Annotated in this window: 27 protein-coding genes; 17 read left to right on the plus strand and 10 right to left on the minus strand. The window is 68.6% G+C overall.

From position 1 onward, the window contains the following. The 9 genes from lepB to AC32QD_RS01905 form a co-directional block, all read left to right on the plus strand. Positions 1 to 554, plus strand: a 554-nt coding sequence (lepB, locus tag AC32QD_RS01865) for a signal peptidase I (protein WP_492008776.1), incomplete at its 5' end; no start/stop codon positions are given. Beyond that, positions 554 to 1,270, plus strand: coding sequence for a ribonuclease III (gene rnc, locus AC32QD_RS01870; protein ID WP_492008777.1), 717 nt, complete (start codon positions 554 to 556; stop codon positions 1,268 to 1,270). The genes lepB and rnc, both read left to right, overlap by 1 nt. Position 1,271: 1 nt before the next feature. Next, a complete protein-coding gene (gene era / locus AC32QD_RS01875) occupies positions 1,272 to 2,177 on the plus strand; it encodes a GTPase Era (protein ID WP_492008802.1) in 906 nt (301 codons plus the stop codon). Positions 2,178 to 2,180: 3 nt separating this feature from the next. After that, complete coding sequence (locus AC32QD_RS01880) at positions 2,181 to 2,528, plus strand: DUF1491 family protein (protein WP_492008778.1); 348 nt, start codon at positions 2,181 to 2,183, stop codon at positions 2,526 to 2,528. A gap of 42 nt (positions 2,529 to 2,570) precedes the next feature. Beyond that, positions 2,571 to 3,335, plus strand: coding sequence for a DNA repair protein RecO (gene recO / locus AC32QD_RS01885; RefSeq protein ID WP_492008779.1), 765 nt, complete (start codon positions 2,571 to 2,573; stop codon positions 3,333 to 3,335). Between the two features lie 185 nt (positions 3,336 to 3,520). Then, complete coding sequence (ispH, locus tag AC32QD_RS01890; protein WP_492008780.1) at positions 3,521 to 4,474, plus strand: 4-hydroxy-3-methylbut-2-enyl diphosphate reductase; 954 nt, start codon at positions 3,521 to 3,523, stop codon at positions 4,472 to 4,474. A gap of 9 nt (positions 4,475 to 4,483) precedes the next feature. Next, the gene (rnhA, locus tag AC32QD_RS01895; protein WP_492008781.1) at positions 4,484 to 5,005 is read left to right on the plus strand and encodes a ribonuclease HI; all 522 of its coding nucleotides are present in this window, start codon (positions 4,484 to 4,486) and stop codon (positions 5,003 to 5,005) included. Positions 5,006 to 5,021: 16 nt separating this feature from the next. Beyond that, positions 5,022 to 6,470: an NAD-dependent succinate-semialdehyde dehydrogenase gene (locus tag AC32QD_RS01900; RefSeq protein WP_492008782.1), complete on the plus strand. Its 1,449-nt coding sequence runs from the start codon at positions 5,022 to 5,024 to the stop codon at positions 6,468 to 6,470. Positions 6,471 to 6,492: 22 nt separating this feature from the next. Continuing rightward, entirely contained in the window at positions 6,493 to 6,903 is a 411-nt protein-coding gene (locus tag AC32QD_RS01905) for an ACT domain-containing protein (protein WP_492008783.1), read from the plus strand. 211 nt (positions 6,904 to 7,114) lie between these two features. Here AC32QD_RS01905 and fmt read toward each other — a convergent pair whose 3' ends face one another. Both fmt and def read right to left on the minus strand, forming a co-directional pair. Continuing rightward, entirely contained in the window at positions 7,115 to 8,029 is a 915-nt protein-coding gene (fmt, locus tag AC32QD_RS01910; protein ID WP_492008784.1) for a methionyl-tRNA formyltransferase, read from the minus strand. A gap of 17 nt (positions 8,030 to 8,046) precedes the next feature. Further along, positions 8,047 to 8,580, minus strand: a complete 534-nt coding sequence (gene def, locus AC32QD_RS01915) for a peptide deformylase (protein WP_492008785.1) — start codon at positions 8,578 to 8,580, stop codon at positions 8,047 to 8,049. Positions 8,581 to 8,712: 132 nt separating this feature from the next. Between def and AC32QD_RS01920 the strand changes: the two genes are divergently transcribed. Next, entirely contained in the window at positions 8,713 to 9,696 is a 984-nt protein-coding gene (locus AC32QD_RS01920; RefSeq protein WP_492008786.1) for an HpcH/HpaI aldolase/citrate lyase family protein, read from the plus strand. A 71-nt stretch (positions 9,697 to 9,767) separates the two neighbouring features. On the opposite strand, the gene AC32QD_RS01925 is transcribed toward AC32QD_RS01920, so the two are convergent. After that, positions 9,768 to 10,586 (minus strand): SDR family NAD(P)-dependent oxidoreductase, encoded by an 819-nt coding sequence (locus AC32QD_RS01925; protein ID WP_492008787.1) that lies wholly within the window; start codon positions 10,584 to 10,586, stop codon positions 9,768 to 9,770. Between AC32QD_RS01925 and AC32QD_RS01930 the strand changes: the two genes are divergently transcribed. Continuing rightward, positions 10,585 to 10,896, plus strand: coding sequence for a hypothetical protein (locus tag AC32QD_RS01930; RefSeq protein ID WP_492008788.1), 312 nt, complete (start codon positions 10,585 to 10,587; stop codon positions 10,894 to 10,896). The two genes, AC32QD_RS01925 and AC32QD_RS01930, sit on opposite strands and share 2 nt — an antisense overlap. A gap of 163 nt (positions 10,897 to 11,059) precedes the next feature. Beyond that, positions 11,060 to 12,019 (plus strand): acetyl-CoA carboxylase carboxyltransferase subunit alpha, encoded by a 960-nt coding sequence (locus AC32QD_RS01935; protein WP_492008789.1) that lies wholly within the window; start codon positions 11,060 to 11,062, stop codon positions 12,017 to 12,019. Positions 12,020 to 12,023: 4 nt separating this feature from the next. On the opposite strand, the gene AC32QD_RS01940 is transcribed toward AC32QD_RS01935, so the two are convergent. After that, the gene (locus tag AC32QD_RS01940; RefSeq protein ID WP_492008790.1) at positions 12,024 to 12,755 is read right to left on the minus strand and encodes a lysophospholipid acyltransferase family protein; all 732 of its coding nucleotides are present in this window, start codon (positions 12,753 to 12,755) and stop codon (positions 12,024 to 12,026) included. A 295-nt stretch (positions 12,756 to 13,050) separates the two neighbouring features. Between AC32QD_RS01940 and AC32QD_RS01945 the strand changes: the two genes are divergently transcribed. Then, on the plus strand, positions 13,051 to 13,953 hold the full coding sequence (locus AC32QD_RS01945) for a zinc-ribbon domain-containing protein (RefSeq protein ID WP_492008791.1): 903 nt from the start codon (positions 13,051 to 13,053) through the stop codon (positions 13,951 to 13,953). A gap of 29 nt (positions 13,954 to 13,982) precedes the next feature. Here AC32QD_RS01945 and AC32QD_RS01950 read toward each other — a convergent pair whose 3' ends face one another. From AC32QD_RS01950 to argH, 4 genes are read right to left on the minus strand one after another with little or no spacing between them, the layout of a single operon-like run. Next, positions 13,983 to 16,535 carry a TIGR02302 family protein gene (locus AC32QD_RS01950; RefSeq protein WP_492008792.1) on the minus strand — a complete coding sequence of 851 codons (2,553 nt, stop codon included), beginning with the start codon at positions 16,533 to 16,535 and terminating at the stop codon, positions 13,983 to 13,985. A 35-nt stretch (positions 16,536 to 16,570) separates the two neighbouring features. Then, complete coding sequence (lysA, locus tag AC32QD_RS01955) at positions 16,571 to 17,845, minus strand: diaminopimelate decarboxylase (RefSeq protein WP_492008793.1); 1,275 nt, start codon at positions 17,843 to 17,845, stop codon at positions 16,571 to 16,573. Between the two features lie 12 nt (positions 17,846 to 17,857). Beyond that, positions 17,858 to 18,007, minus strand: a complete 150-nt coding sequence (gene lptM, locus AC32QD_RS01960; RefSeq protein WP_492008794.1) for an LPS translocon maturation chaperone LptM — start codon at positions 18,005 to 18,007, stop codon at positions 17,858 to 17,860. After that, positions 18,004 to 19,371 carry an argininosuccinate lyase gene (argH, locus tag AC32QD_RS01965; protein ID WP_492008795.1) on the minus strand — a complete coding sequence of 456 codons (1,368 nt, stop codon included), beginning with the start codon at positions 19,369 to 19,371 and terminating at the stop codon, positions 18,004 to 18,006. Before argH ends, lptM begins: the two co-directional genes overlap by 4 nt. A 109-nt stretch (positions 19,372 to 19,480) precedes the next feature. Between argH and AC32QD_RS01970 the strand changes: the two genes are divergently transcribed. The 3 genes from AC32QD_RS01970 (at position 19,481) to AC32QD_RS01980 (ending at position 21,092) form a co-directional block, all read left to right on the plus strand. Next, on the plus strand, positions 19,481 to 20,092 hold the full coding sequence (locus AC32QD_RS01970; RefSeq protein ID WP_492008796.1) for a TlpA disulfide reductase family protein: 612 nt from the start codon (positions 19,481 to 19,483) through the stop codon (positions 20,090 to 20,092). After that, positions 20,089 to 20,577 (plus strand): YbaK/EbsC family protein, encoded by a 489-nt coding sequence (locus AC32QD_RS01975; protein ID WP_492008797.1) that lies wholly within the window; start codon positions 20,089 to 20,091, stop codon positions 20,575 to 20,577. Before AC32QD_RS01970 ends, AC32QD_RS01975 begins: the two co-directional genes overlap by 4 nt. Positions 20,578 to 20,678: 101 nt before the next feature. Then, positions 20,679 to 21,092 (plus strand): GFA family protein, encoded by a 414-nt coding sequence (locus AC32QD_RS01980; protein WP_492008798.1) that lies wholly within the window; start codon positions 20,679 to 20,681, stop codon positions 21,090 to 21,092. Between the two features lie 10 nt (positions 21,093 to 21,102). On the opposite strand, the gene AC32QD_RS01985 is transcribed toward AC32QD_RS01980, so the two are convergent. Both AC32QD_RS01985 and AC32QD_RS01990 read right to left on the minus strand, forming a co-directional pair. Next, positions 21,103 to 21,672, minus strand: coding sequence for a cytochrome b (locus AC32QD_RS01985; protein ID WP_492008799.1), 570 nt, complete (start codon positions 21,670 to 21,672; stop codon positions 21,103 to 21,105). Positions 21,673 to 21,743: 71 nt separating this feature from the next. Continuing rightward, positions 21,744 to 22,619 (minus strand): 3-hydroxybutyryl-CoA dehydrogenase, encoded by an 876-nt coding sequence (locus tag AC32QD_RS01990; protein ID WP_492008800.1) that lies wholly within the window; start codon positions 22,617 to 22,619, stop codon positions 21,744 to 21,746. 218 nt (positions 22,620 to 22,837) lie between these two features. Here AC32QD_RS01990 and AC32QD_RS01995 point away from each other — a divergent pair, with 218 nt between their 5' ends. After that, positions 22,838 to 23,647 (plus strand): NYN domain-containing protein, encoded by an 810-nt coding sequence (locus AC32QD_RS01995; protein ID WP_492008801.1) that lies wholly within the window; start codon positions 22,838 to 22,840, stop codon positions 23,645 to 23,647. The last annotated feature ends 8 nt before the right edge of the window (positions 23,648 to 23,655 follow it).

Genomic DNA, 23,655 nt, shown 5'->3' on the forward strand with positions numbered 1-23,655 from the left:
ACCCTCGCGCCTTCATCGACTTCCATTCGCCTTCCAGCGGCATGCGCCAGCAGCGGATCATGCGGCTGATCGGGCTGCCGGGCGAGCGGGTCCAGATGCGCGGAGGCGCCGTCTACATCGACGGGCAACGCGCGCGGATGGAGCAAATCGCCACCAGAACGATCGAGAAGGCGCCGCCGGGGCGCGGGGCGCCCCTTCCCTACTGCCTGAACGATCCGGTCAAGGTCTACGGCAAGTGCCGGCAGGAACTGTGGCGCGAGACCCTGCCCGACGGCACCTCCGAAGTCGTCATCAACAGCCGCCACCGCATCGGCGTGGCACGTCTGTCGGGCGCCGATAGCGGCGACGACACGACCATGTTCACAGTGCCCAAAGGCTATGTCTTCGTCATGGGCGACAACCGCGACCACGCGGTCGACAGCCGCTTTCGCCGGCACGGCATGGTGCCGATCGAGAACCTGCGCTACCGGGTCTGGCTGGTGCATACCTCGATCGACCGCACGGCGCGCCTGCCCTACCCGCGCTGGTCGCGCTTCTTCCTGAAGGTTCATTGATGGGGCCCCCGCGGCGCGCGTCCCGCCCGGCGGCGCTCCGCTACCTGGCAGAGGCGCTGGACCACCGCTTCGCCGCAGCGGAGTTGCTCGAGCAGGCGGTGACGCATCCCTCGGCCGCCTCGTCGACGCGCCCCAACAACCAGCGGCTCGAGTTCCTCGGCGACCGGGTGCTGGGGCTGGTGATCGCCGAAGCGCTGCTCGAGGCCTACCCGCACGAGGAGGAAGGCGCGCTGGCGCCCCGGCTCAACGCCCTGGTGCGGCGCGAGACGTTGGCCGAGGTGGCCGAGGAGCTTTCGCTCGGCAGCTACCTGCGCCTGGGGCGATCCGAGGCGACCAGCGGCGGACGCCGGAAGAAGGCGATCCTGGCCGACGCCATGGAGGCGGTGATCGCCGCGCTCTATCTCGACGGCGGCCTGCCGGCGGCGCGCCGCCTGGTGCTGGCCCGCTGGGCGCGGCGGATCGCGGCGCCCGAGACGGCGCCAACGGACGCCAAGACCCGGCTGCAGGAATGGGCCCAGGGCCGCGGCATGGCGCCCCCGGCCTACACCGTGACCTCGCGCGAGGGGCCCGACCACGCGCCGCACTTCACCATAGAGGCCAGCATCGAGACCGGCGAGCGGGCCCCCGGCGAGGCCACCTCGAAGAAGCAGGCCGAGCAGGCCGCCGCCAGGGCCCTGTTGGCGCAGCTGGGGCTGGACGCCGACCTGCATGGCTGACCTGCCGACCCACTGCGGCTTCGTCGCCGTGATCGGCGAGCCGAATGCGGGCAAGTCCACCCTGGTCAACGCCATGGTCGGAACCAAGGTGTCGATCGTCACGCACAAGGTGCAGACCACGCGCTTTCGCATCCGCGGCATCGCGCTCGAGGGCGCGAGCCAGCTGATCTTCGTCGACACGCCCGGCCTGTTCCGCCCGCGCCGGCGCTTGGACCGGGCGATGGTCGCGGCGGCCTGGTCCGGCGTGCAGGATGCGGACATCGTGGTCCTCATGGTCGAGGCACAGCGGGGCCTCACCGCAGGCGTAGAGGCGATCCTCGACGGCCTCGACGCCCACATTGGCAAGGGCGGGACGCTGGCGCTGGCGATCAACAAGATCGACCGGGTAAAGCGCCCCGGACTGCTGGCGCTGGCGGCCGAGTTGAACGCCCGGCGCGCCTTCGCCGAGACCTTCATGATCTCGGCGCTCGATGGCGACGGCACCGCCGGGCTGCGCCGCTGGCTGGCCGGTGCCGTGCCGCGGGGCCCGTGGCTCTACCCGGCCGATCAGGTCGCGGACCTGTCCATGCGCATGATCGCCGCCGAGGTCACGCGCGAGAAGCTGACGCTGCGGCTGCACCAGGAGCTGCCCTACCAGGCGACCGTCGAGACCGAGAGCTGGGAGGAGAAGAAGGACGGCTCGGTGCGCATCGGGCAGATCGTCTACGTGGGACGTGCCGGCCACAAGGGGATCGTGCTGGGCGAGCGCGGCCACACCATCCGACAGATCGGCGCCGCGGCGCGCGAGGAAATCGCCGCGATCCTGGGCCGGCCCGTCCACCTGTTCCTCACGGTGAAGGTGCGGCCCGACTGGCAGGACGAGCCCGAGCGCTACCGCGCGCTCGGCCTCGACTTCTCCGGGACCTGAGCGATGGCCTGGGGCGCAGGACCGCGGCTGACCACCGAGGTCTGGGTCTCGGCCTATCTCGCGCGGCTGGCGCAGGAGGGCATTTACGCCCACGTCGCACGCAAGGGCGACGGCACGGCCGGGGCCGTAGCGGTCAAGGTGGCGCAGATGGACGGCCGCGCCTCCTTCTTCACCCGCGTCTTCGGGCCCGAGGGCGACCGGGTCTGGGCGGCGCAGCTCGAGGGCGCGCCCGAGGCCAGGGTGGACGAGGCGCTGGCCCGCCAGCGCCGCTATGATCCCGACCTGTGGATCATCGAGATCGAGGACCCGCGCGGCCGCCACCTGCTCGACGCGCCGGGTTTGGCGGAATAGCGCGGGCGGAATACCCTTGCCGCGCAGATTGGCGCAAAGGCGATGGACTGGCACGACGAAGGCATCCTGCTGGCGGTGCGCCCGCATGGCGAGTCGAGCGTCATCATCGAGGCGCTGACCCGCGCGCATGGCCGTCATGCCGGGCTCGTCCATGGCGGGCAGAGCGCGCGGCTCGCGCCCGTGCTGCAGCCCGGGGCGCAGCTCGCGCTGGAATGGCGCGCCCGGCTGGCCGAGCATCTGGGGCACTATCGCGTCGAGCCTGTGCGCGCGCGCGCCGCCGCGATCATGGGCGACCGCGCGGCGCTGGCGGCGCTCAACGCGTTAGGCGCGCTGGCGATCGCCTTCCTGCCCGAGCGCGAGCCGGATGCTCCGCTCTATGACGAAACGCTGGCGCTCGCGGACGCGCTGGCAGCACACGCCTGGGACTGGCCCGCCCTCTATGCCCGCTGGGAGCTCTCGCTGCTTGCCGCGCTCGGCTTCGGGCTGGACCTCGCCCGCTGCGCCGCCACCGGCGAGCGCGAGGACCTCGCCTTCGTCTCGCCCCGCAGCGGCCGCGCGGTGTCGCGCCGGGCCGGCGCGGCCTGGGCCGACCGGATGCTGCCCCTGCCGGAGTTCCTGCTGGGCCGGGGCGCGCCCGACATCGCCGCCGTGCGCGCCGCGCTCAGGACCACCGGGCATTTCCTCGAGACCCGGGCCTGCCCCGCCTTCGAGCGCGAGGCCCTGCCCGAGGCCCGCGCCCGCCTGGTGCGGCTGCTCGAGCGCCATGCCATGGCGGCACCACAACCGCAGTACGGTGACCCGAAATGACTTATCTATATAAATCAACATGTTAAGCATGTGTCCACGCGTGGACACGCGATCCCGGCCGCTTCGCGCCCGCCCCGCGGCGGTGGACGGAGGGCGGCGATTCCGGTTAGACGGGTGGCCGCCGGGGCGATGAGTCCCTAACTGAGGGCCAAAGGCCCCGCTATTCGGCCCCCTGAGGAGCGCCAATGTCCGAACGCCCGCCACTGACCCTCTACCTCGCCGAGCCGCGCGGCTTCTGCGCCGGCGTGGTGCGCGCCATCGACATCGTCGAGATGGCGCTGGAGAAATGGGGCGCGCCGGTCTATGTGCGCCACGAGATCGTGCACAACCGCCGCGTGGTCGAGGACCTGCGCGCCAAGGGCGCCGTGTTCGTCGAGGAGCTGAACGAATGCCCCGACGACCGCCCGGTGATCTTCTCGGCGCACGGCGTGCCCAAGACGGTGCCCACCGAGGCGCACCGGCGCAACATGATCTATGTCGATGCCACATGCCCGCTGGTCTCGAAGGTGCATGTCGAGGCCGAGCGCCACCACGAGATGGGGCGCCAGATCGTCATGATCGGCCATTCCGGGCACCCCGAGACCATCGGCACCATGGGCCAGCTCCCGCCCGGCGAGGTCATCCTGGTCGAGACGGTGGAGGACGTCGCCCGCATCCAGCCGCGCGACCCCGAGAGGCTGGCCTATATCACCCAGACCACGCTCTCGATCGACGACACCGCCGCGGCGGTCGAGGCGCTCAGGGCCCGCTTCCCGGCGATCGTCGGGCCGCACAAGAAGGACATCTGCTACGCCACCACCAACCGGCAGGAGGCGGTCAAGGCGATGGCCCACGAGATCGACGCCCTGATCGTTGTGGGCGCGCCGAACTCCTCGAACTCGCGCCGCCTGGTCGAGGTCGGCCGCGCCGCCGGCTGCGGATATGCCGAGCTGGTGCAGAACGCCGCCGAGATCGACTGGCGCGCGCTCGAAGGCGCCCGCGCCATCGGCGTCACCGCCGGCGCCAGCGCCCCGGAGGTTCTGGTCGATGACGTCATCGCCGCCTTCCGCGGCCGCTATGAGGTGAGCGTGAAGCCGGTGGTGACGGCGCAGGAGAACGTCAGCTTCAAGGTGCCGCGCGTGTTCCGCGAAGCCTCCTGAGCCGGCGCCGTGCCCGAGCTCTTCGCCTACACCGACGGCGCCTGCTCGGGCAATCCGGGCCCGGGCGGCTGGGGCGTGGTGCTTCAGGCGCGCGACGGCGACAGGCTGGTGCGGGCGCGCGAACTCAGCGGCGCCGAGCCGCAGACCACCAACAACCGCATGGAGCTGATGGCCGCGATCGCGGCGCTCGAGGCACTGAGCCGCCCCTCCCAAATCGCCATCGTCACCGATTCGGTCTACCTGCGCACCGGCATCACCCGGTGGATCCACCGCTGGAAGCAGAACGGATGGAGGACCGCGGGCAGGACCCCGGTGAAGAACGCCGATCTGTGGGCGCGGCTTGACGCCGCCGCCGCCCGGCACAAGGTAGAATGGCATTGGATCAAGGGCCATGCCGGCCACGAGCAGAACGAGCGCGCCGACCGTCTGGCACGGGCCGAGATCAAGGCGCTGAAGCGCGCGGCCGCGGACAGCTTGACCGCGGCGGCGGATGCGCCTCATTTAGCGCCAGACCCGGAAACGGAATCCTGAACCCGGAGGAGCCCCGATGTTCGATCTCACCGCGAGAAACCTGCTCGAGGGCCGCGCCTACGTAAACGGCGAATGGCTCAAGGGCGCGAAGACCTTTCCCGTCACCAATCCGGCGACCGGCGAGGAGATCATCCAGTGCGCCGACCTCACCCGCGCCGACACCAAGCGCGCGGTCGACGCCGCCTATGCCGCCTTCCCCGCCTGGTCCGCCAAGACCGGGAAGGAGCGCGCCGCGATCCTGCGGCGCTGGTTCGAGCTGATCATGGAGAACGCCGACGACCTTGCCCGGCTGCTCACCGCCGAGCAGGGCAAGCCGCTGGCCGAGGCCAAGGGCGAGATCGTCTACGGTGCCAACTTTATCGAGTGGTTCGCCGAGGAGGCCAAGCGCGTCTACGGCGACACCATTCCCGGCCACCAGGCGGACAAGCGCATCGTCATCCTCAAGCAGCCCGTGGGCGTCGTGGGCGCCATCACGCCGTGGAACTTCCCCAACGCCATGATCACCCGCAAGGTCGCGCCGGCGCTCGCCGTCGGCTGCACCGTGGTGATCAAGCCCGCCAAGCAGACGCCGCTCTCGGCCACGGCGCTGGCCGTGCTGGCCGAGAAGGCCGGCTTCCCCAAGGGCGTGTTCAACATGATCACCTCGACGGACGCGCGCGGCGTCGGCGAGGAACTGTGCACCAACGACCAGGTGCGCAAGATGACCTTCACCGGCTCGACCGAGGTCGGCCGCATCCTGATGCGCCAGTGCTCGGACCAGATCAAGAAGGTCAGCCTCGAGCTCGGCGGCAACGCGCCCTTCATCGTGTTCGACGACGCCGACCTCGACAAGGCGGTCGAGGGCGCGATCATGTGCAAGTTCCGCAATGCCGGCCAGACCTGCGTCTGCGCTAACCGCATCTACGTGCAGTCGGGCGTCTACGACGCCTTCGCCGAGAAGCTGACCAGGGCGGTCGGCAAGCTCAAGGTGGGCGACGGTTTCGCCGAGGGCGTGACCACCGGCCCGCTGATCGACGAAGCCGGCCTCGCCAAGGTCAAGGAGCACGTGGCCGACGCCACCGGCAAGGGCGCCGAGGTCATCGCCGGCGGCCAGCCGCACGAGCTGGGGCGCACTTTCTACCAGCCCACCGTGCTGGTCGGCGTCACGCAGGACATGCTGTGCGCCCGCGAGGAGACCTTCGGCCCCGTCGCTCCGCTGTTCAAGTTCGAGACGGACGCGGACGTGGTTAAGATGGCCAACGACACCGAGTTCGGACTGGCCAGCTACTTCTATGCCAAGGACCTGACACGGGTCTGGAAGGTGGCCGAGGCGCTCGAATACGGCATCGTCGGCATCAACACCGGCATCATCTCGACCGAGGTGGCGCCCTTCGGCGGCGTCAAGCATTCCGGGCTGGGCCGCGAGGGCTCGAAATTCGGCATCGAGGACTTCCTCGAGATCAAGTATCTGTGCATGGGAATCTGAGCCCGGACCGGCACCGCCCGGCATGAGCGGCGAGACCGATCTCGACCGGCTGCTCGCCGGCATGGACCCCGAGCTTCGGCCCGGGGTCTATGTTTTCGCAACGCTTGCGCCCGGCGTCCCCGCGCCCGACGGGCTCACACCCGTCATGCAGTTCCGCGAGGCCGAGGGCACGACCCTGGTCGTCGAGCGCGACGCCGCTGCGGCGGCAGGGATCGAGGCGGCCTTCCCCGCGCGCATGATCACGCTGCGCGTGCACTCCTCGCTCGAGGCGGTGGGCTTCCTGGCGCGGATCACGACATCTCTCGCCGAAGCGGGGATCAGCGTGAACCCGGTCTCGGCCTTCCACCACGACCACCTGTTCGTCCCGGCGGACCGGGCCGGGGAGGCGCTCGCTTTGCTTCGGGGGCTTGCGAGGGCGGCGGGTGGCGGCTGACCCCGCGGGGCAAATCGGCCCCCGGCCAAGCCGCAGCCGGCGACTGCCGATCTCCGCCGCGGGTCCATGGACCAAAAAAATCCGTCCAAACTGAAATGCCTTCGATTTCAATGGGTTGTGAGGTGTCCAAATTTGGACGCGCGAATCCGGCCTGAAAACGACCGCTCCTGAGCCCGTCATCCGCCCGGCCTCGCACCCGGCAGACGGCGCCTCAGCCGAGCCGCGATCCCGCCGGGACGGCGAAGCCGCGCAGGAAGGTGGCCGCGTCCATCGGGGCCTTGCCGGCGCGCTGGAGCCGCGCGAGGCGCAGCGCGCCGTCGCCGCAGGCAACCAGGAGTTCGTCGTCGAGCACGGTGCCGGGCGGCCGCTCGCCCGGCTCGGGCCGGGCCAGCAGCACCTTGACCCGTTCCCCCGCGATCGCGCACCAGGCGCCCGGAAACGGGCTGAGGCCGCGGATCTGCGCATCGAGCACGGCGGCCGGGTGGCTCCAGTCGATGCGCGCCTCGGCCTTCTCGATCTTGCGGGCGTAGGTGACGCCGACCTCGGCCTGTGGTGTCGCCTGCGCCTCCCCGGCCTCGATGGCGGCGAGCGTTCGCACCATGAGCGCCGCCCCCATGGCCGCCAGCCGGTCATGCAGGGTGCCGGCGGTGTCCTCGGGCCCGATGGGCAGGCGCTCGCAGGCATAGACCGGCCCGGTGTCGAGGCTCTCCTCGACCTGCATGACGCACACTCCCGTCTCGGCATCGCCGGCCATGATCGCCCGCTGGATCGGTGCGGCGCCCCGCCAGCGCGGCAACAGCGAGGCATGCAGGTTGAGACAGCCGAGCCGCGGCGCCTCCAGCGCCGCCACCGGCAGGATCTGCCCATAGGCGACCACGATCGCGGCATCGAGGCCGAGGCCGGCGAAGCCGGCCGGCACCTCCGCGTCACGAAAGTCTTCCGGCGCCTCCACGGACAGACCCAGCGTCTCGGCCGCGCGCTGCACCGGCGAGGGGCGCGGCGCCTGGCCCCGACCGCCCCGCCGCACCGGCTGGGTGTAGACGCGAACGATCTCGTGCCCGGCCTCGGCCAGGGCCTGCAGCGTCGGAACCGCGAAGTCGGGGGCGCCGAGGAAGGCGAGACGCATCTGGTCCCGCCCCGTCCTCACTCGGCGGCGGTGCGCGCCCGCGCCCGCTCGCGCTTGAGCTTCTTCATCTTCGAGGTGATCATCTGCCGGCGCATCGGGCTGAGATAGTCGATGAACAGCTTGCCGTTCAAGTGATCGATCTCGTGCTGCACGCAGGTGGCACCCAGGCCGGTGAAGTGGCGTTCTTCCTCCCCGCCCGCGCGGTTGAGAAATCGCACGCGCACCTCCGCCGGTCGCGTGATCGGCGCATAGACGTCGGGGACCGAAAGGCACCCCTCCTCGTGCTCGTGCAATTCGTCCGAAGCCCAGACCACCTCGGGGTTTGCGAGGCGCAGCGGCTCGGGCGGCTCGTCGTCGCCCTTGGCGACGTCCATCACCAGCACGCGCTTCATGACGCCGATCTGCGGCGCCGCCAGTCCGATGCCGGGCGCGTGATACATGGTCTCGAGCAGGTCATCCATCAGCGCGCGCACCCCGTCGTCGACGCTTTCGACGGAAGCGGCGCGCTTCTTCAGCCGCGGGTCGGGATGGATGAGGATCGGCCGGATCATGCGGCTAGCACCTAAGCGGCAGACGGTCGAAATGCAAGCGGCGCAGGAACATGCCGTCGGCGCGATTGACCGGTATGGTGCGCGGATTTAGGTTGCGCCGATCCCCGCCTGCTTTCGCTCAGGAGACAGACGATGAGTTTTCTCATCCAGCCCATGCCCCTTGCCCGCCCAAACCGTTGTCAGCTATTCGGACCAGGCTCGCGGCCCGCGATCTTCGAGAAGATGGCGGCGAGCGCGGCGGATGTGGTGAACCTCGACCTCGAAGACGCCGTCGCACCACCGGACAAGGCGGCGGCGCGCAGGAACATCATCGAGGCGATCAACGACGTCGATTGGGGACACAGGGCCGTCTCGGTCCGGATCAACGGGCTCGATACCGAGTACTGGTACCGCGACGTGGTCGAGCTCCTGGAGAACTGCGGCGAGCGGCTCGACCTGATCATGGTGCCGAAGATCGGCAATGCCCGCGACATCTACGCGGTCGACGCGCTGATCACCGCGATCGAGCGGGCCAAGGGGCGGAAAAAGCGCCTCGGGCTCGAGGGCATCATCGAGACCGCCGCCGGCCTGGTCAACGTCAACGAGATCGCGGCAGCCAGCCCGCGACTGCAGGCCCTGAGCCTCGGGGCGGCGGACTATGCGGCCTCGATGGGCATGGCGACGACCGGCATCGGCGGAACGCAGGAGCACTACTACATGCTCGCGGACCGGCGCGGCGAGACGGACGAGCGCGCGCGGCACTACGGGGACCCGTGGCACCACCCCACGGTTGCCATCGTCGCCGCCTGCCGGGCGCACGGCATACTCCCCGTGGACGGCCCCTTCGGCGATTTCTCGGATGAGGAAGGCTTCCGCGCGCAGGCGCGGCGCGCCGCGACGCTGGGCATGGTTGGCAAGTGGGCCATCCATCCCAAGCAGGTGGCGTTGGCGAACGAGGTCTTTACCCCCTCGGAGGAGATGGTCGCCCAGGCTCAAAGGATCATCGCCGCCATGGAGATGGCCCAGGCCGAGGGTGCCGGGGCCGTGACGCTGGACGGCCGGCTGATCGACCTCGCCTCGATCCGCCAGGCCCAGGTGATCGTGCGCCAGGCGGAGCTGATCAGGCGCGGAGCTTAGGTCGGCGCGCGCAGCTCAGGGGTGCGGTCATTGGCGGCGCCGGCGAGCGCAGGGGCGGAGCCCTTTGCGCATTAGCCGACGGCCGAACCCCTATAGCGCGGCGCCGGCTGCGCGCCGAGGCCGCCGCTGAAGACCGCATGACGGGCGGCGCGCTCGGCAGCGATGAGCGTCGCGTCGCCCAGGGCCGGGGCGCAGATCACCTCGCCGAGGGAGAGCGCTGCCAGCGACGCTGCGACCAGGTCCACCGGCTCCATGACGGGCACATTGGGGCGCAGCTTCGGCTCGCCGTCGACATCGTGGAACTCCGTGCGCACGACGCCGGGACAGAGCGACTGCACCCTGACCCCGGTGCCCTCCAGCTCAACCGACAGAAGCTCGGTGAAGGCGTTGACAAAGGCCTTGCTGGCCGCATAGACGGCGCGCTTGGGAAGGAAAGGCTGGGTCATGCCGGCGCTGAAGCCCAGCATCGACGCGACATTGATAATGGTGCCGGCGCCGCGGGCCAACATGGCGGGCAGGACGGCCCGGCTGAGCCGCACCACCGCCGTGGCCTGCACCCGGATCTGCTCGTCCGCGCGATCGGGGTCGAGCTCGACGAAGGGCACGTAGGTCTGGAACCCGGCATTGTTGACCAGCAACGCGAGGTCGCCGGCGGCGACGCGGCGCTCGACCCGGGCGAGGTCGCCGTCAACCGCGAGATCAGCGACCAGAACCTCGCATCTCGCGCCCTGCCCTGCCAGCTGGCCGGCCAGATCCTCCAGCCGCGCCCGCCGGCGGGCGACGAGCACCAGGTCATGCCCGTCGCAGGCGAGCTTCTCGGCGAAGGCACGGCCGATGCCCGACGAGGCGCCGGTCACCAAGGCAACGGGACGGGGTGCGGGATCGGCCATGGGCGCGCTCTCCGAAAATCGCGCGGGGCGCTGGGCCAAGGCAGGGCGCGCCGCGCCAAGGACGCAACAATGCACAAGCATGCCGCCGATCGGCCGCCGCTTCAATGCGGATCTGACACGAGGAGGGCCTGCCGAGCCCAGCGTGAGGTCCGTGGTGATGCCGGGGGCGGCGAGCTGCGCGAGCGGCGCGTCCGGCGTTGGATCTGAGATCATAGATCATGCGCCGGCGCGCGCGGTCGCAGCGGCTGGCAAACTGGTCGGCATCGCCTCGGTCCGCCAGGCCCAGGTCATCGTCGGCAAGGCCGAGTGAATCGGGCCCGAGGTTGGACGAAAGGGCTGACAGCACACGCTTCAAGCGACGCTTTCGGCGAGGCCGGAAGCGCCTGTCAAGTTGCATCCCGCCCGCAAATGCCCTAGTCGGGCGCGACAGCTTCGAGCGGCGCGATTGCGGGCCGAAGGAGACACGGACGCAGATGCAGAACTACCTCGACTTCGAAAAGGGGGTCGCCGAGCTCCAGGGCAAGGCCGAGGAGCTTCGCGCCATGGCGCGGCAGGATCCGAACCTGAAGATCGGACCCGAGGTCGACCAACTCGAGCACCGCGCCGCCGAGATGCTGCGCGAGACTTACAAGCAGCTCACCCCCTGGCAAAAATGCCAGGTGGCGCGGCATCCGAACCGCCCGCATGCGCGCGTCTACGTCGAGGCGCTCTTCTCCGAGTTCACGCCACTGGCGGGCGACCGCGGTTTCGCCGAGGACCACGCCGTGATCAGCGGGATCGCCCGCTTCCATGACCGCCCGGTGGTCGTCCTGGCCAACGAGAAGGGTGCCGACACCAAGACACGCCTCGAGCACAACTTCGGCATGGCCCGGCCCGAGGGCTATCGCAAGGCCGTGCGCCTGATGGAGATGGCCGACCGCTTCCGCCTGCCGGTCATCACGCTGGTGGACACGCCCGGAGCTTACCCAGGAAAGGGCGCCGAGGAGCGTGGCCAGGCCGAGGCGATCGCACGCGCCACCGATATGTGCCCCAAGGTTCATGCTCCGCTGATCTCTGTCGTGATCGGCGAGGGCGGCTCGGGGGGCGCCGTGGCGCTGGCCACGGCCAACCGGGCGATCATGCTCGAGCACTCCATCTATTCTGTGATCTCGCCCGAGGGGTGCGCCTCGATCCTGTGGAAGAACGCCGAGAAGATGCGCGAGGCGGCGGCCGCGCTGCGTCTGACCGCGCAAGATCTGCAGGCGCTGGGGGTGATCGACACCATCGTGCGCGAGCCGCTCGGCGGCGCTCAGCGCGATCCGAAGGCGGCAGTGGCCAGTGTCGAAGCGGCGATCGCCACCGCCCTGGAGGCACTGCGCGACCTCTCGGCGGCGCAGTTGCGGGCCGAGCGCCGGAAAAAGTTCGTGGCGATGGGCGAGACGGCGCTCTCTTGATCTCTCAGGCGGCCACCTGCTCGCCCAGTTCGCACGCTGCCTCGTCGCCCAGGCGATTCGAAGCGATTTCGATCGCGTCCTCCATCTGCCGCATGATGTCGGAGCGCGGAAGCCCCGGGTGCAGCACACCGAGGAACTCGACGACGGCAGTGCCGGGCCGCTTGACCATGCCCTTCTTCGGCCAGAACCATCCAACATTCGTCGCCGCCAGCGCCATCGGCAGGCCAAAGGCCTCGTAGGCCATGGCGGCGCCGCGACGATAGGGCTTGTAGCTGCCCGGCGGCACACGGGTTCCCTGCGGGTAGATCACCACCTGTCCGGTCCGGGCCTGCACCCGCTCGAGCCGCTGCATCATGGTCTGGCCCTCGCCACGCTTCTCCCGGCGGATCCAGATGCAGCCGACGCGCAGGGCGTAGAGACCGAATACGGGCGCCCAGACCAGCTCGCGCTTCATCACGAATCGAGGCTCGGGCAGAACATGGAACAACATCAGCACGTCGAGGATCGACTGGTGCTTCGCCGCCACCACGACCGGTGTTTTGGGGATCGGCCCGCGCCATTCCACGCGCAGACCGCATAGCCAGCGGGTCAGTGAGAAGGTTGCGCCGGTCCAAAGCTTCATCCAGCGCAGAGTCCAGGAACGGGACCACAGCACAACGGGCGCTCCGCAGATGCCCATTAGGCCCATCAGCCCGTAAATCAGCACCGTGTGAATCGCCGAGCGCAGCCACTGCATGGGCGGGTTTCCAACTCCTTCAGGCCGGCGCACCCCCGGCTCTGCGTGCACGTCGCGCCGCGGCGTTAGACGGCGCCATCACGCTGCTGTCAAGCCGCCCTCCGCCGGGCCTGCCTCGACGCCGCCAGGGAGAGTGTCGCCCGGCGCTATTCGCGCGCCGAGCGAACACCTGCGGTCCTTGCGGCACGTCTGACACGATTCCGCAACAATCAGGCCGTCTCGGTTGCTTGGAGTCTTGCCAAGACCGGTTTATACAAGGACACAGAATATGGCTCCAAGGGTTTGGAGGGTATGAATGATCGAGATTGTTTGTCCGTCATGCGGGGCACAGTACCAGGTGCCTGACGGCTCGATCGGGCCCGACGGGCGCAATGTGACCTGCTCGAAATGCTCTCACAAATGGCGCGCATATCCCGAGAACTCCGGCGAGGAGAGCCTGAGCTTGGCACATACGGAGGTCGCCGAATCGTCCGCGACGCGCTCCGAACCCGCGCCCGTCGAAGCGGCGGCCGAGCAGACTTCGCATGGAGCCTCGGCCGAGGTATCCGGGGCCGCTTCCATTGCGGGCGGCAGCCGCGAGCAGCAGATGGATTCCATCCGTCGCATGCTCGACGACCTCAAGCGCAATTCGGAAAACGAGCCCGAGCCTGAACCGGCGGCCGCCGCGGCAAAGCCGGGCCGGGCCGATCTGACAGCGCGCCGCCAAGCGGAAAAGCACGACTTCGACGACGCGGAGGAGGACGAGGTCGAAATCGACCCGCTCAAATCGCGGATCGCCCAACTCGACAAGTCCGGCTCGCCTCTCAAGGAAGCCAAGCGCTCGGCCAACTACGATGCCGCAAGGCTGCGCCGGATGCACGAGAAGCGGGCGCGGCGCCTGCAAAAGGCGAAGGAGCGCAAGCAAAAGTCGGGGGCGTTCCTCACTGGATTTACGCTTGTGGCGGCGGTCGCGGGAGTCATGGTCGGCCTGTACGTCCTGAAACCGCAGATTGTCGCCTCGTCGCCCCAGATGGCGCCGGCGCTCAATGAGTACGTGGTCACCGTCGACCGCTATCGCGTCGCCCTGGACAAGGCAACGGCCGGCTGGCGGGCCTGGGTGACCAAGAAGATAGGGCCGCTCGTCGGTAACAAGCAGGCTGGAGGCCAGGGCCAGCCGGGAAGCAATGGCCAAGGCACCACCTCCTCGACGTCCGGTTAGTGAACGGGCCCGACGACGCCTTCGTGCTGTCAGAAACGGTTGATCAGGCGACCGAGGTAGTCCAGTTCCATCGGCGGGCGCCAGGACTGGGCCGAGCGCCGGCGCAACTCCTCCAGCACCTGATGCGCGCGGTCGAGCGCTGACTGGTCCGGCACCTTCGTGTCGCGCCCGCCGATCGCGCCATAAGCGGCGGCCGGTCGGTCAAACGGATCCATGTGCTGGTCGCCGGCCAGTCCATCGTTACGGCCGCGGCCGCGGTTCGCCACGTCACCCTGGCCGTTGCGCAGTTTCTCTGCCAGCGCCCTTGCGCCGTCGCTAAGCCGGTTGAGGGCCTCCATCTGGTTGGGAACTGCATCGCCGGGCCGGTTGCCGCGCAGGTTGTCGCGGGCCTCACCCATTGCGCGCCCGGCATCGCCAAGGGCACGCCCGGCGTCCTCGCTCCCGGGAAGTCGGTTGATCAGATTGTCGAGCTGGCGGCGCAGCGCCTCCTGCTCGCCGGCGAGCGCCTCCGATTGGCCGCCTTGGCCTTGGCCGTATTGCTGGCCCGGTTCGCGGCCGAGCCCCTGCTGGCCGGGTTGCTGACCCGGCTGCTGCCCGGGCTGGCCCTGCTGGCCCGGCAGATTGCCGCGACGGCGCTGGCGGAGCTCGTTGAAGGTGCGGTCAGCCAGGTCTCTCTGGCGCTGGATCATCTCCTGCAGCTTCTGCATCGCCTGCTGGCCCTGGCCCTGCTGCGCGCGCCCGGCCTGCAGGTTCTCCAGCATCCGGCTCAATTCCGAGAGCATCTGCTGCGCCTGATCGCGCAGACCCGCCTCAGCCCGCCGCTGCATTTGATCAAGCATGTCCTTCAAGTCCTGTTGGCTCAGCATCTGCTGATTACCGCCGGGCGTCTGCTCCTGGCCGGGCTTGGTGCCGCGCTCAAGTGCCTGACGCATCATTTGCTGCAGATAATTGTTCATCGCCAGCCGCAGCTTGTCCATGGCTCGGCGGATGTCCTCCTCGCTGCCGTGCTCCAGCGCCCGGCGTAGTGTCTCCTCCGCCTGGCGCAGGCGTTCGAGCGCCGAGGAAAGTTTGCCGTCCTCGAGCGAGAGAGCGGCGGACCAGAGGAACGCGGTGACATCGGGGGCGGCGTTCGACACCTGGTCGGCCGCCACGGAATCGGCCAGCCGGCGGATCGCCGTGCGCGTGCCCAGATAGGCACCGTAGTTGTCCTTAAACACGTCCTCGGGCCGCCGCGTGATGGCCTGAAGCACGTCTAGCGTTCGAGCGCCTTTTGCAAAGTCCATCGCCAGCTCGCGGCGCTGCTCGACCAGCGCCTTGGCCAGGGGATGGGTGAAGGGCCGCCCCGGCAGTCGGAAACTGACCGGGGCTGCCGTCGCCTGCTGCCCGGCCCCGTCCTCGGCATGCAGCGTCATCTTCACCCAGGCGCCCGCCCAGGGATGGTCGCCGAAATCACGGACCACGCTGTCCGCGACCTCGCGCGTCTTGCCCGTGAATGGCAGGGGCAAGGCGAAAGTGACGGGCTTCTCGACCAGCGCGCCCCCCGTGGCAAAGCCGGCGAGCGGCGTGATCTCGGCCCAGGCGCTGGTGACGCCATAGTCGTCGCGCGCCCGATAGTGCACCTCGAGCGCCCCGCCGAAGGTGGCCCCTGGCTGCCCGGTCACGGAGATCTGCGGCGGGCGGTCTGGGATCATCGTGACGTTCCAGGCCGCCAGGACCCTTCCCCCGCCCGAGACCCTGATCCTGCCCGAGCGCTCCACCACGCCGCGCGCTTCGGCCAGCCGCGAACCCAAGGTCGAGAAACCGTCGAAGTGGTCCAGCCCCGGCGCGTCGAGTTTCGGCGACCCGCCGAGGTCGGTGACGCGCAGCACGAGCTCCGAGCCCACCGGCAACCGCACCGGCGCGCCAGTTGACTTGCTGTCGAGATACACGGTCTCCAGCCCGGTATAGGCAGGTGGCACCGCCCACGCCTCGACGGCAGGTCCGGCCGCCGCAGCGGGCGCTCCGTGAGATTTGAGGTGCGCCGGGGTAAAGAGGCTTTCGAGCCGCGCCTGCCAGTCCTGTCCGGCGCCAATGATGCCCGCGACCAGAAGTGTCGGGGCGAAGAGCCTCAAGGCCCACCGGTCGAAGCGAGCGAGCCGCAGGTCGGGCGCGCCCGCCCGCAACCGCGCAGCCGCCCGCTCGGCCCGTTGCAGGTGTTCGAACCAGAGCATCTGCGCCGCCCGGTCCTCGCGTCCACCAGCGAGGCGATCCCCGAGCGCAGCAATCGGATGGCTCGGATCCGCGGCATCCAGCCGCCGGGCCGCGTCGCGCCGGCTCGGCATGCGGAACCGCCAAAGGCCCCAAGCCAGCGTTGTGCTAAGCACGCCGAGCACGCACCACACGAAGACGGTATGCGCCCCGGCACCCGGCACGGCAAAGAATCCGAAAAGCGCGGCGGCAAGCACCAGGCAGAGCGCCGAGAAGAAAGGCCAGAGCGCGCGTGCCAGCCGCTCTGCGGCCAGCGCCAGCCGGCTAAGTCGAATCTCTTGCCGGGTCGCCTTGCTCAGGGCGCGCCGGTGTCCGGAGAATGGGGATCTTGCCATGCCGCTCCGTCTCGCGCGGGGCCTCTCGCCGCCGCTCAGGGACCCTCCAGCCATGGCGGCAACTTATCACGTTCGATCATCTGTGCATATGTGGGCCGGGCGCGGATCAGGGCGAACCGATCGCCTCGCACCAGGACCTCCGGGATCAGCGGCCGGGTATTGTATTCCGAGGCCATGACCGCGCCATAGGCGCCGGCCGAGCGAAAGGCGATCAAGGCGCCGGAGGCCAGTCGGGGCAGAACGCGGTCGCGGCCGAACGTGTCCGCCGTCTCGCACACGGGTCCCACGACATCGACCGGCGCGACCGGGGCGTTTGGCGCAGGCTCGGCCACCGGCACGATATCGTGCCAGGCATCGTACATGGCCGGGCGCACCAGGTCGTTCATCGCGGCGTCCACGATGAGGAAGTCGCGCCCCTCTCCGTGTTTGGCGTAGAGGACGCGGGCGATCATCAGCCCTGCGTTGCCTACGATCAGCCGCCCTGGCTCGATGGCGATCTCGCAGCCCAGATGGCCCACGGTACGCTTGACGAGGGCACCGTAGTCAAAGGGCAAGGGCGGCTCCTCGTTCGACCGCCGGTAGGGGATGCCGAGCCCGCCCCCCAGATCCAGCCGGCCAATGCGGTGCCCGTCGCTGCGAAGCGCCTCGGCCAGCGAGGCCACCTTGGCGAAGGCCGCCTCGAACGGAGCCAGATCGGTCAGCTGCGAGCCGATATGGACATCGATGCCGACGACCTCGACGCCGGTGAGCCGCGCGGCCTCGGCATAGACTTGCCGGGCCCGGGAAATCGGCACACCGAACTTGTTCTCGGCCTTGCCCGTCGAGATCTTCGCATGCGTCCGGGCGTCGACGTCGGGGTTCACGCGAACGCTGACGGGCGCGATTTTGCCCATGGCGCGGGCCGTTTCGTCGAGCAAGGCAAGCTCGGGCTCGCTCTCGATGTTGAACTGACGGACGCCGGCGGCGAGGCCCGCGCGCATCTCCCCGGCCGTCTTGCCGACGCCCGAGAAGATTATCTTGTCAGGCGGCACGCCCGCCGCCAGGGCCCGGGCCAGCTCTCCGCCGGAGACGACGTCGGCGCCCGCGCCGAGCCGTGCCAGCGTGGCGATCACTGCCTGGTTGGCGTTGGCCTTGAGCGAATAGGCGATCAGGTGGTCGAGCCCGGCCAGCGCCTCATCGAACACCCGGTAATGCCGCTCGAGGGTCGCCGTCGAATAGACGTAGAACGGAGTACCTACCGCCTCGGCGATACGCTCGACCGGCACCTCTTCGGCGTGCAGACGGCCCGCGATGTAATAGAAATGGTCCATGCACCGCCCAGCTCAGTTCGTGCTCTGCACGGTCGTCTTCTTCTGAACCTTCTCCTGATGGGCCGTCTTCTGGCCCGGGCGAAGCGGGTCGCCCTTGACGCCACAGGCGGAAAGCGCCAGCGCCGCCACAAGGGCGGCCAGTGCGAGCCGATTGACCATCATCGCAACGCCTTCTTCCAGCGCGACACCTGCTCGCGCACGCGCGCCGGCGCAGTGCCGCCGAAGCTGGTGCGGCTCGCGATCGATGCCTCAACCGACAGGACGTCGAAGATTGCCGCGGTAATCCGGGGCTCCACGCCCTGCATCTTCTCAAGTGGCAGGTGGGAAAGCCCGCAGCCCTCGCTCTCCGCCAGCGCGACGATACGTCCCGTCACACGGTGCGCCTCGCGAAACGGCATGCCGAGCACGCGCACCAACCAGTCGGCGAGGTCGGTCGCTGTGGAAAACCCGCTCGCCGCCGCCTCGTGCAGCCGCTCGGCCCTCGGCTGCATGTCGCGCACCATACCCTCCATCGCAGCGAGTGCCAGAGCCAAGGCATCGACGGCGTCGAACAGGGGTTCCTTGTCCTCCTGCATGTCCTTGGAATAGGCGAGCGGCAGACCCTTCATCACGGTGACCAGGGCCGTCAATGCCCCGGCGATGCGTCCGACCTTGGCACGGACCAGTTCGGCCGCGTCCGGGTTGCGCTTTTGCGGCATGATCGAGGACCCCGTGGCGAAGCGGTCCGAGAGCGTGACGAAGCGGAACTGCGCCGACGACCAGATCACCAGCTCCTCGGCGAAGCGGCTGAGATGCATGGAGCAGATGGTCGCCGCGGCAAGGAACTCCAGCACGAAGTCGCGGTCGGAGACGGCGTCGAGCGAGTTCGCGGCCGGCCGGTCGAAGCCGAGCGCATGCGCGGTTGCCTGGCGGTCGATCGAAAATGAGGTCCCGGCCAGCGCCGCCGCGCCCAAGGGGCACTCGTTCAGCCGCCGGCGGCAGTCGGCGAAGCGGTCCCGGTCGCGGGCCAGCATCTCGACATAGGCCAGCATGTGGTGGCCCCAGCTCACCGGCTGTGCGGTCTGCAAATGCGTGAATCCCGGCATCACGACCTCGACGCCGTCCTCGGCCTGCGCCACCAGCGCCCGCATCAGCGCCGCCAGCGCCATGTCGGTCTCGTCGATCGCACGCCGCACCCAAAGCCGCAGGTCAGTGGCGACCTGGTCGTTGCGCGAACGCGCGGTGTGCAGCCGGCCCGCAGGCTCGCCGACGATCTCCCGCAGCCGTGCCTCGACGTTCATATGAATGTCCTCGAGCGCCTCGGAGAAGGCAAAGCGGCAGCTTTCGATCTCCTCCAGCACCCGCGTCAGTCCAGCGTCGATCGCGGCATGGTCCGCCTCGGAGATGATGCCCTGGGCCGCCAGCATCGCCGCGTGGGCCCGGCTGCCAGCGATATCCTCGGCATACAGGCGCCGGTCAAAGGCGATCGAGGCGTTGATTGCCGCCATCACGGCATCCGGGCCGGCGGCGAAGCGGCCTCCCCACATGGTGTTCGCAGCGCCGGATGCAATCGGGCCAGACGGGGGCTGGCTCCTGCCGCGCGAATCGCTATTGTGGCCCATGGCTTCGCTCCCGTCTGCCGTGCCGGAGGCCCGTATGCGCCGCCCGTCCCTCCGCCTCGCATTTGCCGCCTTCCTATACGGCGCAATCGTGCTGGCTGCAAACGCCGCCGCGGCGCTGACACCCGCGCAGCGCGCTGAGCTCGAGCAGTTTCGCACGGGCCAGATGGCAAACCTCGTCATCCGCGATCACCCCCAGCCGCGCGTCGAGGCATCGTTCCGCGATCGTAAGGGCAATCCGGTGACCCTGGCGCATTACAGAGGCAAGGTGGTGTTGCTCAATCTCTGGGCCGGCTGGTGTCCGCCCTGCCGGGCCGAGATGCCGGCACTCGACCGCTTGGCCGGGGCGCTGCAGGGGCCCGATTTCGCCGTCGTTGCGGTGTCCGTTGACCATGGCGGGGTCGGCATGCCCGAGCAGTTCTTCCGCAACGCCCGGATCCGCAACCTGCACTTTATGCACGACGGCAACGGTGACCTCGAACGTCAGGTCGGAGTCGTCGGGCTTCCGGAAACGCTGATCCTCGATCGGGCGGGCCACGAGATCGCGCGGCTCGTGGGCGAGGTCGACTGGGACAGCCCCGAGGCCCGGGCCCTGATCGGTCGCATCGTCCGGATGACAAGACCCGTAACCGAAACCGCAAGGACATGACTGCCTCGTCCCCGCCGCTTGCCGCCTCGGCAGAGCGGGTCCAGCAAGCGCTCGCCGGGCTCGGCTCGGCTGCCGTGGTGCGCGAGATGCCGGCCTCGACCCGCACGGCGGCCGAGGCTGCTGCCGCCTGCGGCTGCGCCGAGGGCGCCATCGTCAAGTCGCTGGTCTTTCGCGGCGCCGAAAGCGGCAAGGGCATCCTGGTGCTGACCTCGGGCGGCAACCGGGTGCACGAGGAGCGTCTCGGCCGGATGCTCGGAGAGCGCCTCGAGCGCGCCGATGCCGACTTCGTGCGCACCGCAACCGGCTACGCCATCGGCGGTGTGCCACCCGTGGGGCACGCCTCGGCGATGCGCATCGTAATCGACCGCGACCTGTTCGGACATGCGCAGATCTGGGCCGCCGCGGGCACGCCGCGGGCGGTCTTTCCCACAACGGCCGAGGAGCTTCGGCGCCTCACCGGCGCCGAACCTCTCGCGGTCACATAAGGGACTGCCAGTGGATCGCGGCCCGCACGCTTCCGACGTTGTGACGATCGGGCGAGTCTGGCATCATCCGGTTCGGCGAATGCCTTAAAAAGGGGAAGACCATGCCGAAAATCGAGGGCGGCTGCCTGTGCGGCAGCGTACGCTACACCAGCGACGTCGAGCCGAAGGCCATCATCAACTGCTACTGCGAGACCTGCCGCAAGAATTCGGGCTCGACGAATTCCTTCAACCTCGCCATGCCGGAAGGATCGGTGAAGGTCACCGGCGACACCGTGGCAACCTATGTCGATCGCTCGGGGGCAAGCGGCAAGCCGTTCAACCGCTATTTCTGCTCGAAATGCGGCTCCCATTTCCTTTCACGCGGCCCCGGCTACGAGGGCCTGGAGTTCATCAAGGCGGGAACGCTTGACGATCCATCCTGGGCGGAGCCACAGCTCCACATCTGGTGCGAGGAGAAGCTCGGCTGGCAGGAGCTCCCCGACGGTGCCAAGCAATTCCCCGGTAATCCTGGATAGCCTCGGGCTCTCAACGCCCCAGGACCATCCGCCTGAGCACTGCGTCGCGGCGCACGAAGTGGTGCCACAGCGCCGCCGCGACATGGCCCGCGAGGATCAATGCCAGCGCGACGGCCAGGCCGTTGTGGATGGTCCTGAGCAGGAGTTCGATGGACTTTGAGCCAGGCTGGAACGGGTCCGGAAGCTCAAAGAGTCCGAAGACCGTGTTGCGAATGCCGAATTGGTCTTGCAGCGTCGAGGCCGAGACCTGGAGCCAGCCCGTGATCGGCATGGCGATCATCAGGACGTAAAGCGCCACATGCGCGCCGCGCGCCAGAACAGCTTCTGTTGTGCCCATGTGCGTGGGAAGATCGGGCCTGCGATGCGTCGCTCGCCACACAACGCGCAGCAGGGCGAGACTGAAGATGACGAAGCCCCAGCTCTTGTGCGTCTGATAGAGCGCGAACTGCCTCGCCACGTCGCTGACGACGTTGACCATCCAGACGCCGAGACCGAGCTGGAATAGGATGAGGGCCGCGACCAGCCAGTGCAAGAGCCGCGCCGGCCAGCCCCAGCCCGTTCTGGTGTTTCCGATCCCCATTTCAGCTATTTACACCAGCCGGAAGCGACTGGAAGGCCCAACTCACGCAGCCTTGATGCACCGGATCCGGGTCAGCGGGTCGGGACTGGCGGCTCGACCCGGTAGTCGTAGAAGCCGCGCCGGGTCTTGCGGCCGAGCCAGCCGGCCTCGACATATTTGACTAGCAGCGGGCATGGCCGGTACTTGGTGTCGGCGAGCCCTTCGTGCAGCACGTTCATGATCGCGAGGCAGACATCGAGGCCAATGAAATCCGCGAGCTCCAGCGGTCCCATGGGGTGCCGGGTTCCCAGCTTCATCGCGGTGTCGATGCTCTCGACGGTGCCGACACCCTCGTAGAGCGTGTAGATCGCCTCGTTGATCATCGGCAGCAGGATGCGATTGACGATGAAGGCCGGGAAGTCCTCGGCGTTCGCCGGGGTCTTGCCGAGGCGAACCACCACCTCCTTCAGCGCCTGGAAGGTCTCATCCGAGGTGGCGATGCCGCGGATCAGCTCGACCAGCGGGATCACCGGCACCGGGTTCATGAAATGGAATCCCATGAAGCGCTCGGGCCGGTCGGTGGCACTCGCGAGGCGGGTAATCGAAATCGACGAGGTGTTCGTGGTCAGGATAGTATGAGGCGCCAGTTGCGGCTTCAGCTCGGCAAATATCCGGTGCTTCACCTGCTCGTCCTCGGTGGCGGACTCGATGATCAGGTCGAGCGGCCCAAGATCGGTCAGATCCATGGTGGTGTGGAGGCGCTCCAGGGCCGCGTCGCGCTCGGCCTCGGTCATCTGCTCCTTCTCGATCAGCCGTCCGTAGCCCCAGGTGATCCGCTCGACTGCGCTGTCGAGCTGCTCGCGACTAATGTCAGCGAGCCAGACCTCGAAGCCGGACTGGGCAAACACCTGGGCGATTCCGGTGCCCATCTGGCCAGCGCCAACGACGCCGACAGTGCGGATCAGCATGACGTCCTATCCCCAGCTTCCTCGGGCGCACCTCTTATGGTGCGCTGCAACATACAAGTATGACGGAGAGGCGACGTATTGCAAGAACAGGGATTAAAAAAAAGGCAAGGAAATATTGTTTCGCTGGCGCCGCACCTCCGACCTGCGCCGGACAGAGGTCGAAAGCAGGAGGCTGATCTGATTTTCTCGTGCCATCCCGCCAGCAAGTCGAGTGCCCCATGATACCCGCGCCCCGCCCGGACAGCCTCGCCGTCCTGATCGACGCCGACAACACCAGCGCCCGCTACGCCCGTGCCATTTTCGAGGAAGTCGCCAAGCTAGGCGAGGCGAATGTCCGGCGAATATATGGCGACTTCGCCGATGACCGGCTGCGGGGCTGGCGTGACGTCATGCAGCACCTGGCGATGGTGCCCGCACAGCAATTCAACTACACAACCGGCAAGAACTCCGCCGATATTACCCTGGTGATCGAGGCGATGGACCTTCTGCACCGCGGCCACCTCGATGGCTTTTGCCTTGTCAGCTCGGACAGCGACTTCACCCGCCTCGCATCACGACTACGCGAGGAAGGCGCCGTCGTCTACGGATTCGGCGCCAAGAAAACTCCCGAAGCGTTCCGCAATGCCTGCTCCCGATTTATCTACATCGAAAACCTGATGGACGCCCCGGCGGAAACGGTTAGCGGGGGAATCGCCGAGCAACAACCGGCGGTGAGGAAAGAGCCCGCAACGCGAGCCATACCAATCATCGACAAGGCGATGGAGGAGTTGCAAGACGACGACGGCTGGGCGAATCTTGGCGGTATCGGCAGCCGCATTCTCGGCATCGCGCCCGATTTTGACCCACGCACGTATGGCTGCACGAACCTCAGCTCCTTGGCCACGAAATCCGGTGCGTTCGAAATGCGCAAGGGACCTGGCAATGGCGTGCACATCCGCCGCAAGTTCGCGCGCAAGACTCCGCGCGAAGTTGCGCCAAAGGGGGCTGCCGGCAAGGCCGGCGCCACCGCAGCGACCGCGAAGAATTAATTACGAAG

The sequence above is a fragment of the Thermohalobaculum sp. genome (assembly GCF_058622915.1).

Coding starts and splice junctions, on each gene's coding strand:
- rnc (WP_492008777.1), top strand. CDS start 554: ATGGGGCCCCCGCGGCGCGCGTCCCGCCCGGCGGCGCTCCGCTACCTG.
- fmt (WP_492008784.1), bottom strand. CDS start 8,029: ATGCGTCTCGCCTTCCTCGGCGCCCCCGACTTCGCGGTTCCGACGCTG.
- AC32QD_RS01930 (WP_492008788.1), top strand. CDS start 10,585: ATGGGCGCGCTCTCCGAAAATCGCGCGGGGCGCTGGGCCAAGGCAGGG.
- AC32QD_RS01950 (WP_492008792.1), bottom strand. CDS start 16,535: ATGGCAAGATCCCCATTCTCCGGACACCGGCGCGCCCTGAGCAAGGCG.
- AC32QD_RS01970 (WP_492008796.1), top strand. CDS start 19,481: ATGCGCCGCCCGTCCCTCCGCCTCGCATTTGCCGCCTTCCTATACGGC.
- AC32QD_RS01995 (WP_492008801.1), top strand. CDS start 22,838: ATGATACCCGCGCCCCGCCCGGACAGCCTCGCCGTCCTGATCGACGCC.
- AC32QD_RS01985 (WP_492008799.1), bottom strand. CDS start 21,672: ATGGGGATCGGAAACACCAGAACGGGCTGGGGCTGGCCGGCGCGGCTC.
- AC32QD_RS01980 (WP_492008798.1), top strand. CDS start 20,679: ATGCCGAAAATCGAGGGCGGCTGCCTGTGCGGCAGCGTACGCTACACC.
- AC32QD_RS01975 (WP_492008797.1), top strand. CDS start 20,089: ATGACTGCCTCGTCCCCGCCGCTTGCCGCCTCGGCAGAGCGGGTCCAG.
- recO (WP_492008779.1), top strand. CDS start 2,571: ATGGACTGGCACGACGAAGGCATCCTGCTGGCGGTGCGCCCGCATGGC.
- AC32QD_RS01880 (WP_492008778.1), top strand. CDS start 2,181: ATGGCCTGGGGCGCAGGACCGCGGCTGACCACCGAGGTCTGGGTCTCG.
- AC32QD_RS01945 (WP_492008791.1), top strand. CDS start 13,051: ATGATCGAGATTGTTTGTCCGTCATGCGGGGCACAGTACCAGGTGCCT.
- AC32QD_RS01920 (WP_492008786.1), top strand. CDS start 8,713: ATGAGTTTTCTCATCCAGCCCATGCCCCTTGCCCGCCCAAACCGTTGT.
- AC32QD_RS01940 (WP_492008790.1), bottom strand. CDS start 12,755: ATGCAGTGGCTGCGCTCGGCGATTCACACGGTGCTGATTTACGGGCTG.
- AC32QD_RS01990 (WP_492008800.1), bottom strand. CDS start 22,619: ATGCTGATCCGCACTGTCGGCGTCGTTGGCGCTGGCCAGATGGGCACC.
- def (WP_492008785.1), bottom strand. CDS start 8,580: ATGATCCGGCCGATCCTCATCCATCCCGACCCGCGGCTGAAGAAGCGC.
- AC32QD_RS01905 (WP_492008783.1), top strand. CDS start 6,493: ATGAGCGGCGAGACCGATCTCGACCGGCTGCTCGCCGGCATGGACCCC.
- lptM (WP_492008794.1), bottom strand. CDS start 18,007: ATGATGGTCAATCGGCTCGCACTGGCCGCCCTTGTGGCGGCGCTGGCG.
- ispH (WP_492008780.1), top strand. CDS start 3,521: ATGTCCGAACGCCCGCCACTGACCCTCTACCTCGCCGAGCCGCGCGGC.
- lysA (WP_492008793.1), bottom strand. CDS start 17,845: ATGGACCATTTCTATTACATCGCGGGCCGTCTGCACGCCGAAGAGGTG.
- AC32QD_RS01900 (WP_492008782.1), top strand. CDS start 5,022: ATGTTCGATCTCACCGCGAGAAACCTGCTCGAGGGCCGCGCCTACGTA.
- argH (WP_492008795.1), bottom strand. CDS start 19,371: ATGTGGGGAGGCCGCTTCGCCGCCGGCCCGGATGCCGTGATGGCGGCA.
- AC32QD_RS01935 (WP_492008789.1), top strand. CDS start 11,060: ATGCAGAACTACCTCGACTTCGAAAAGGGGGTCGCCGAGCTCCAGGGC.
- AC32QD_RS01925 (WP_492008787.1), bottom strand. CDS start 10,586: ATGGCCGATCCCGCACCCCGTCCCGTTGCCTTGGTGACCGGCGCCTCG.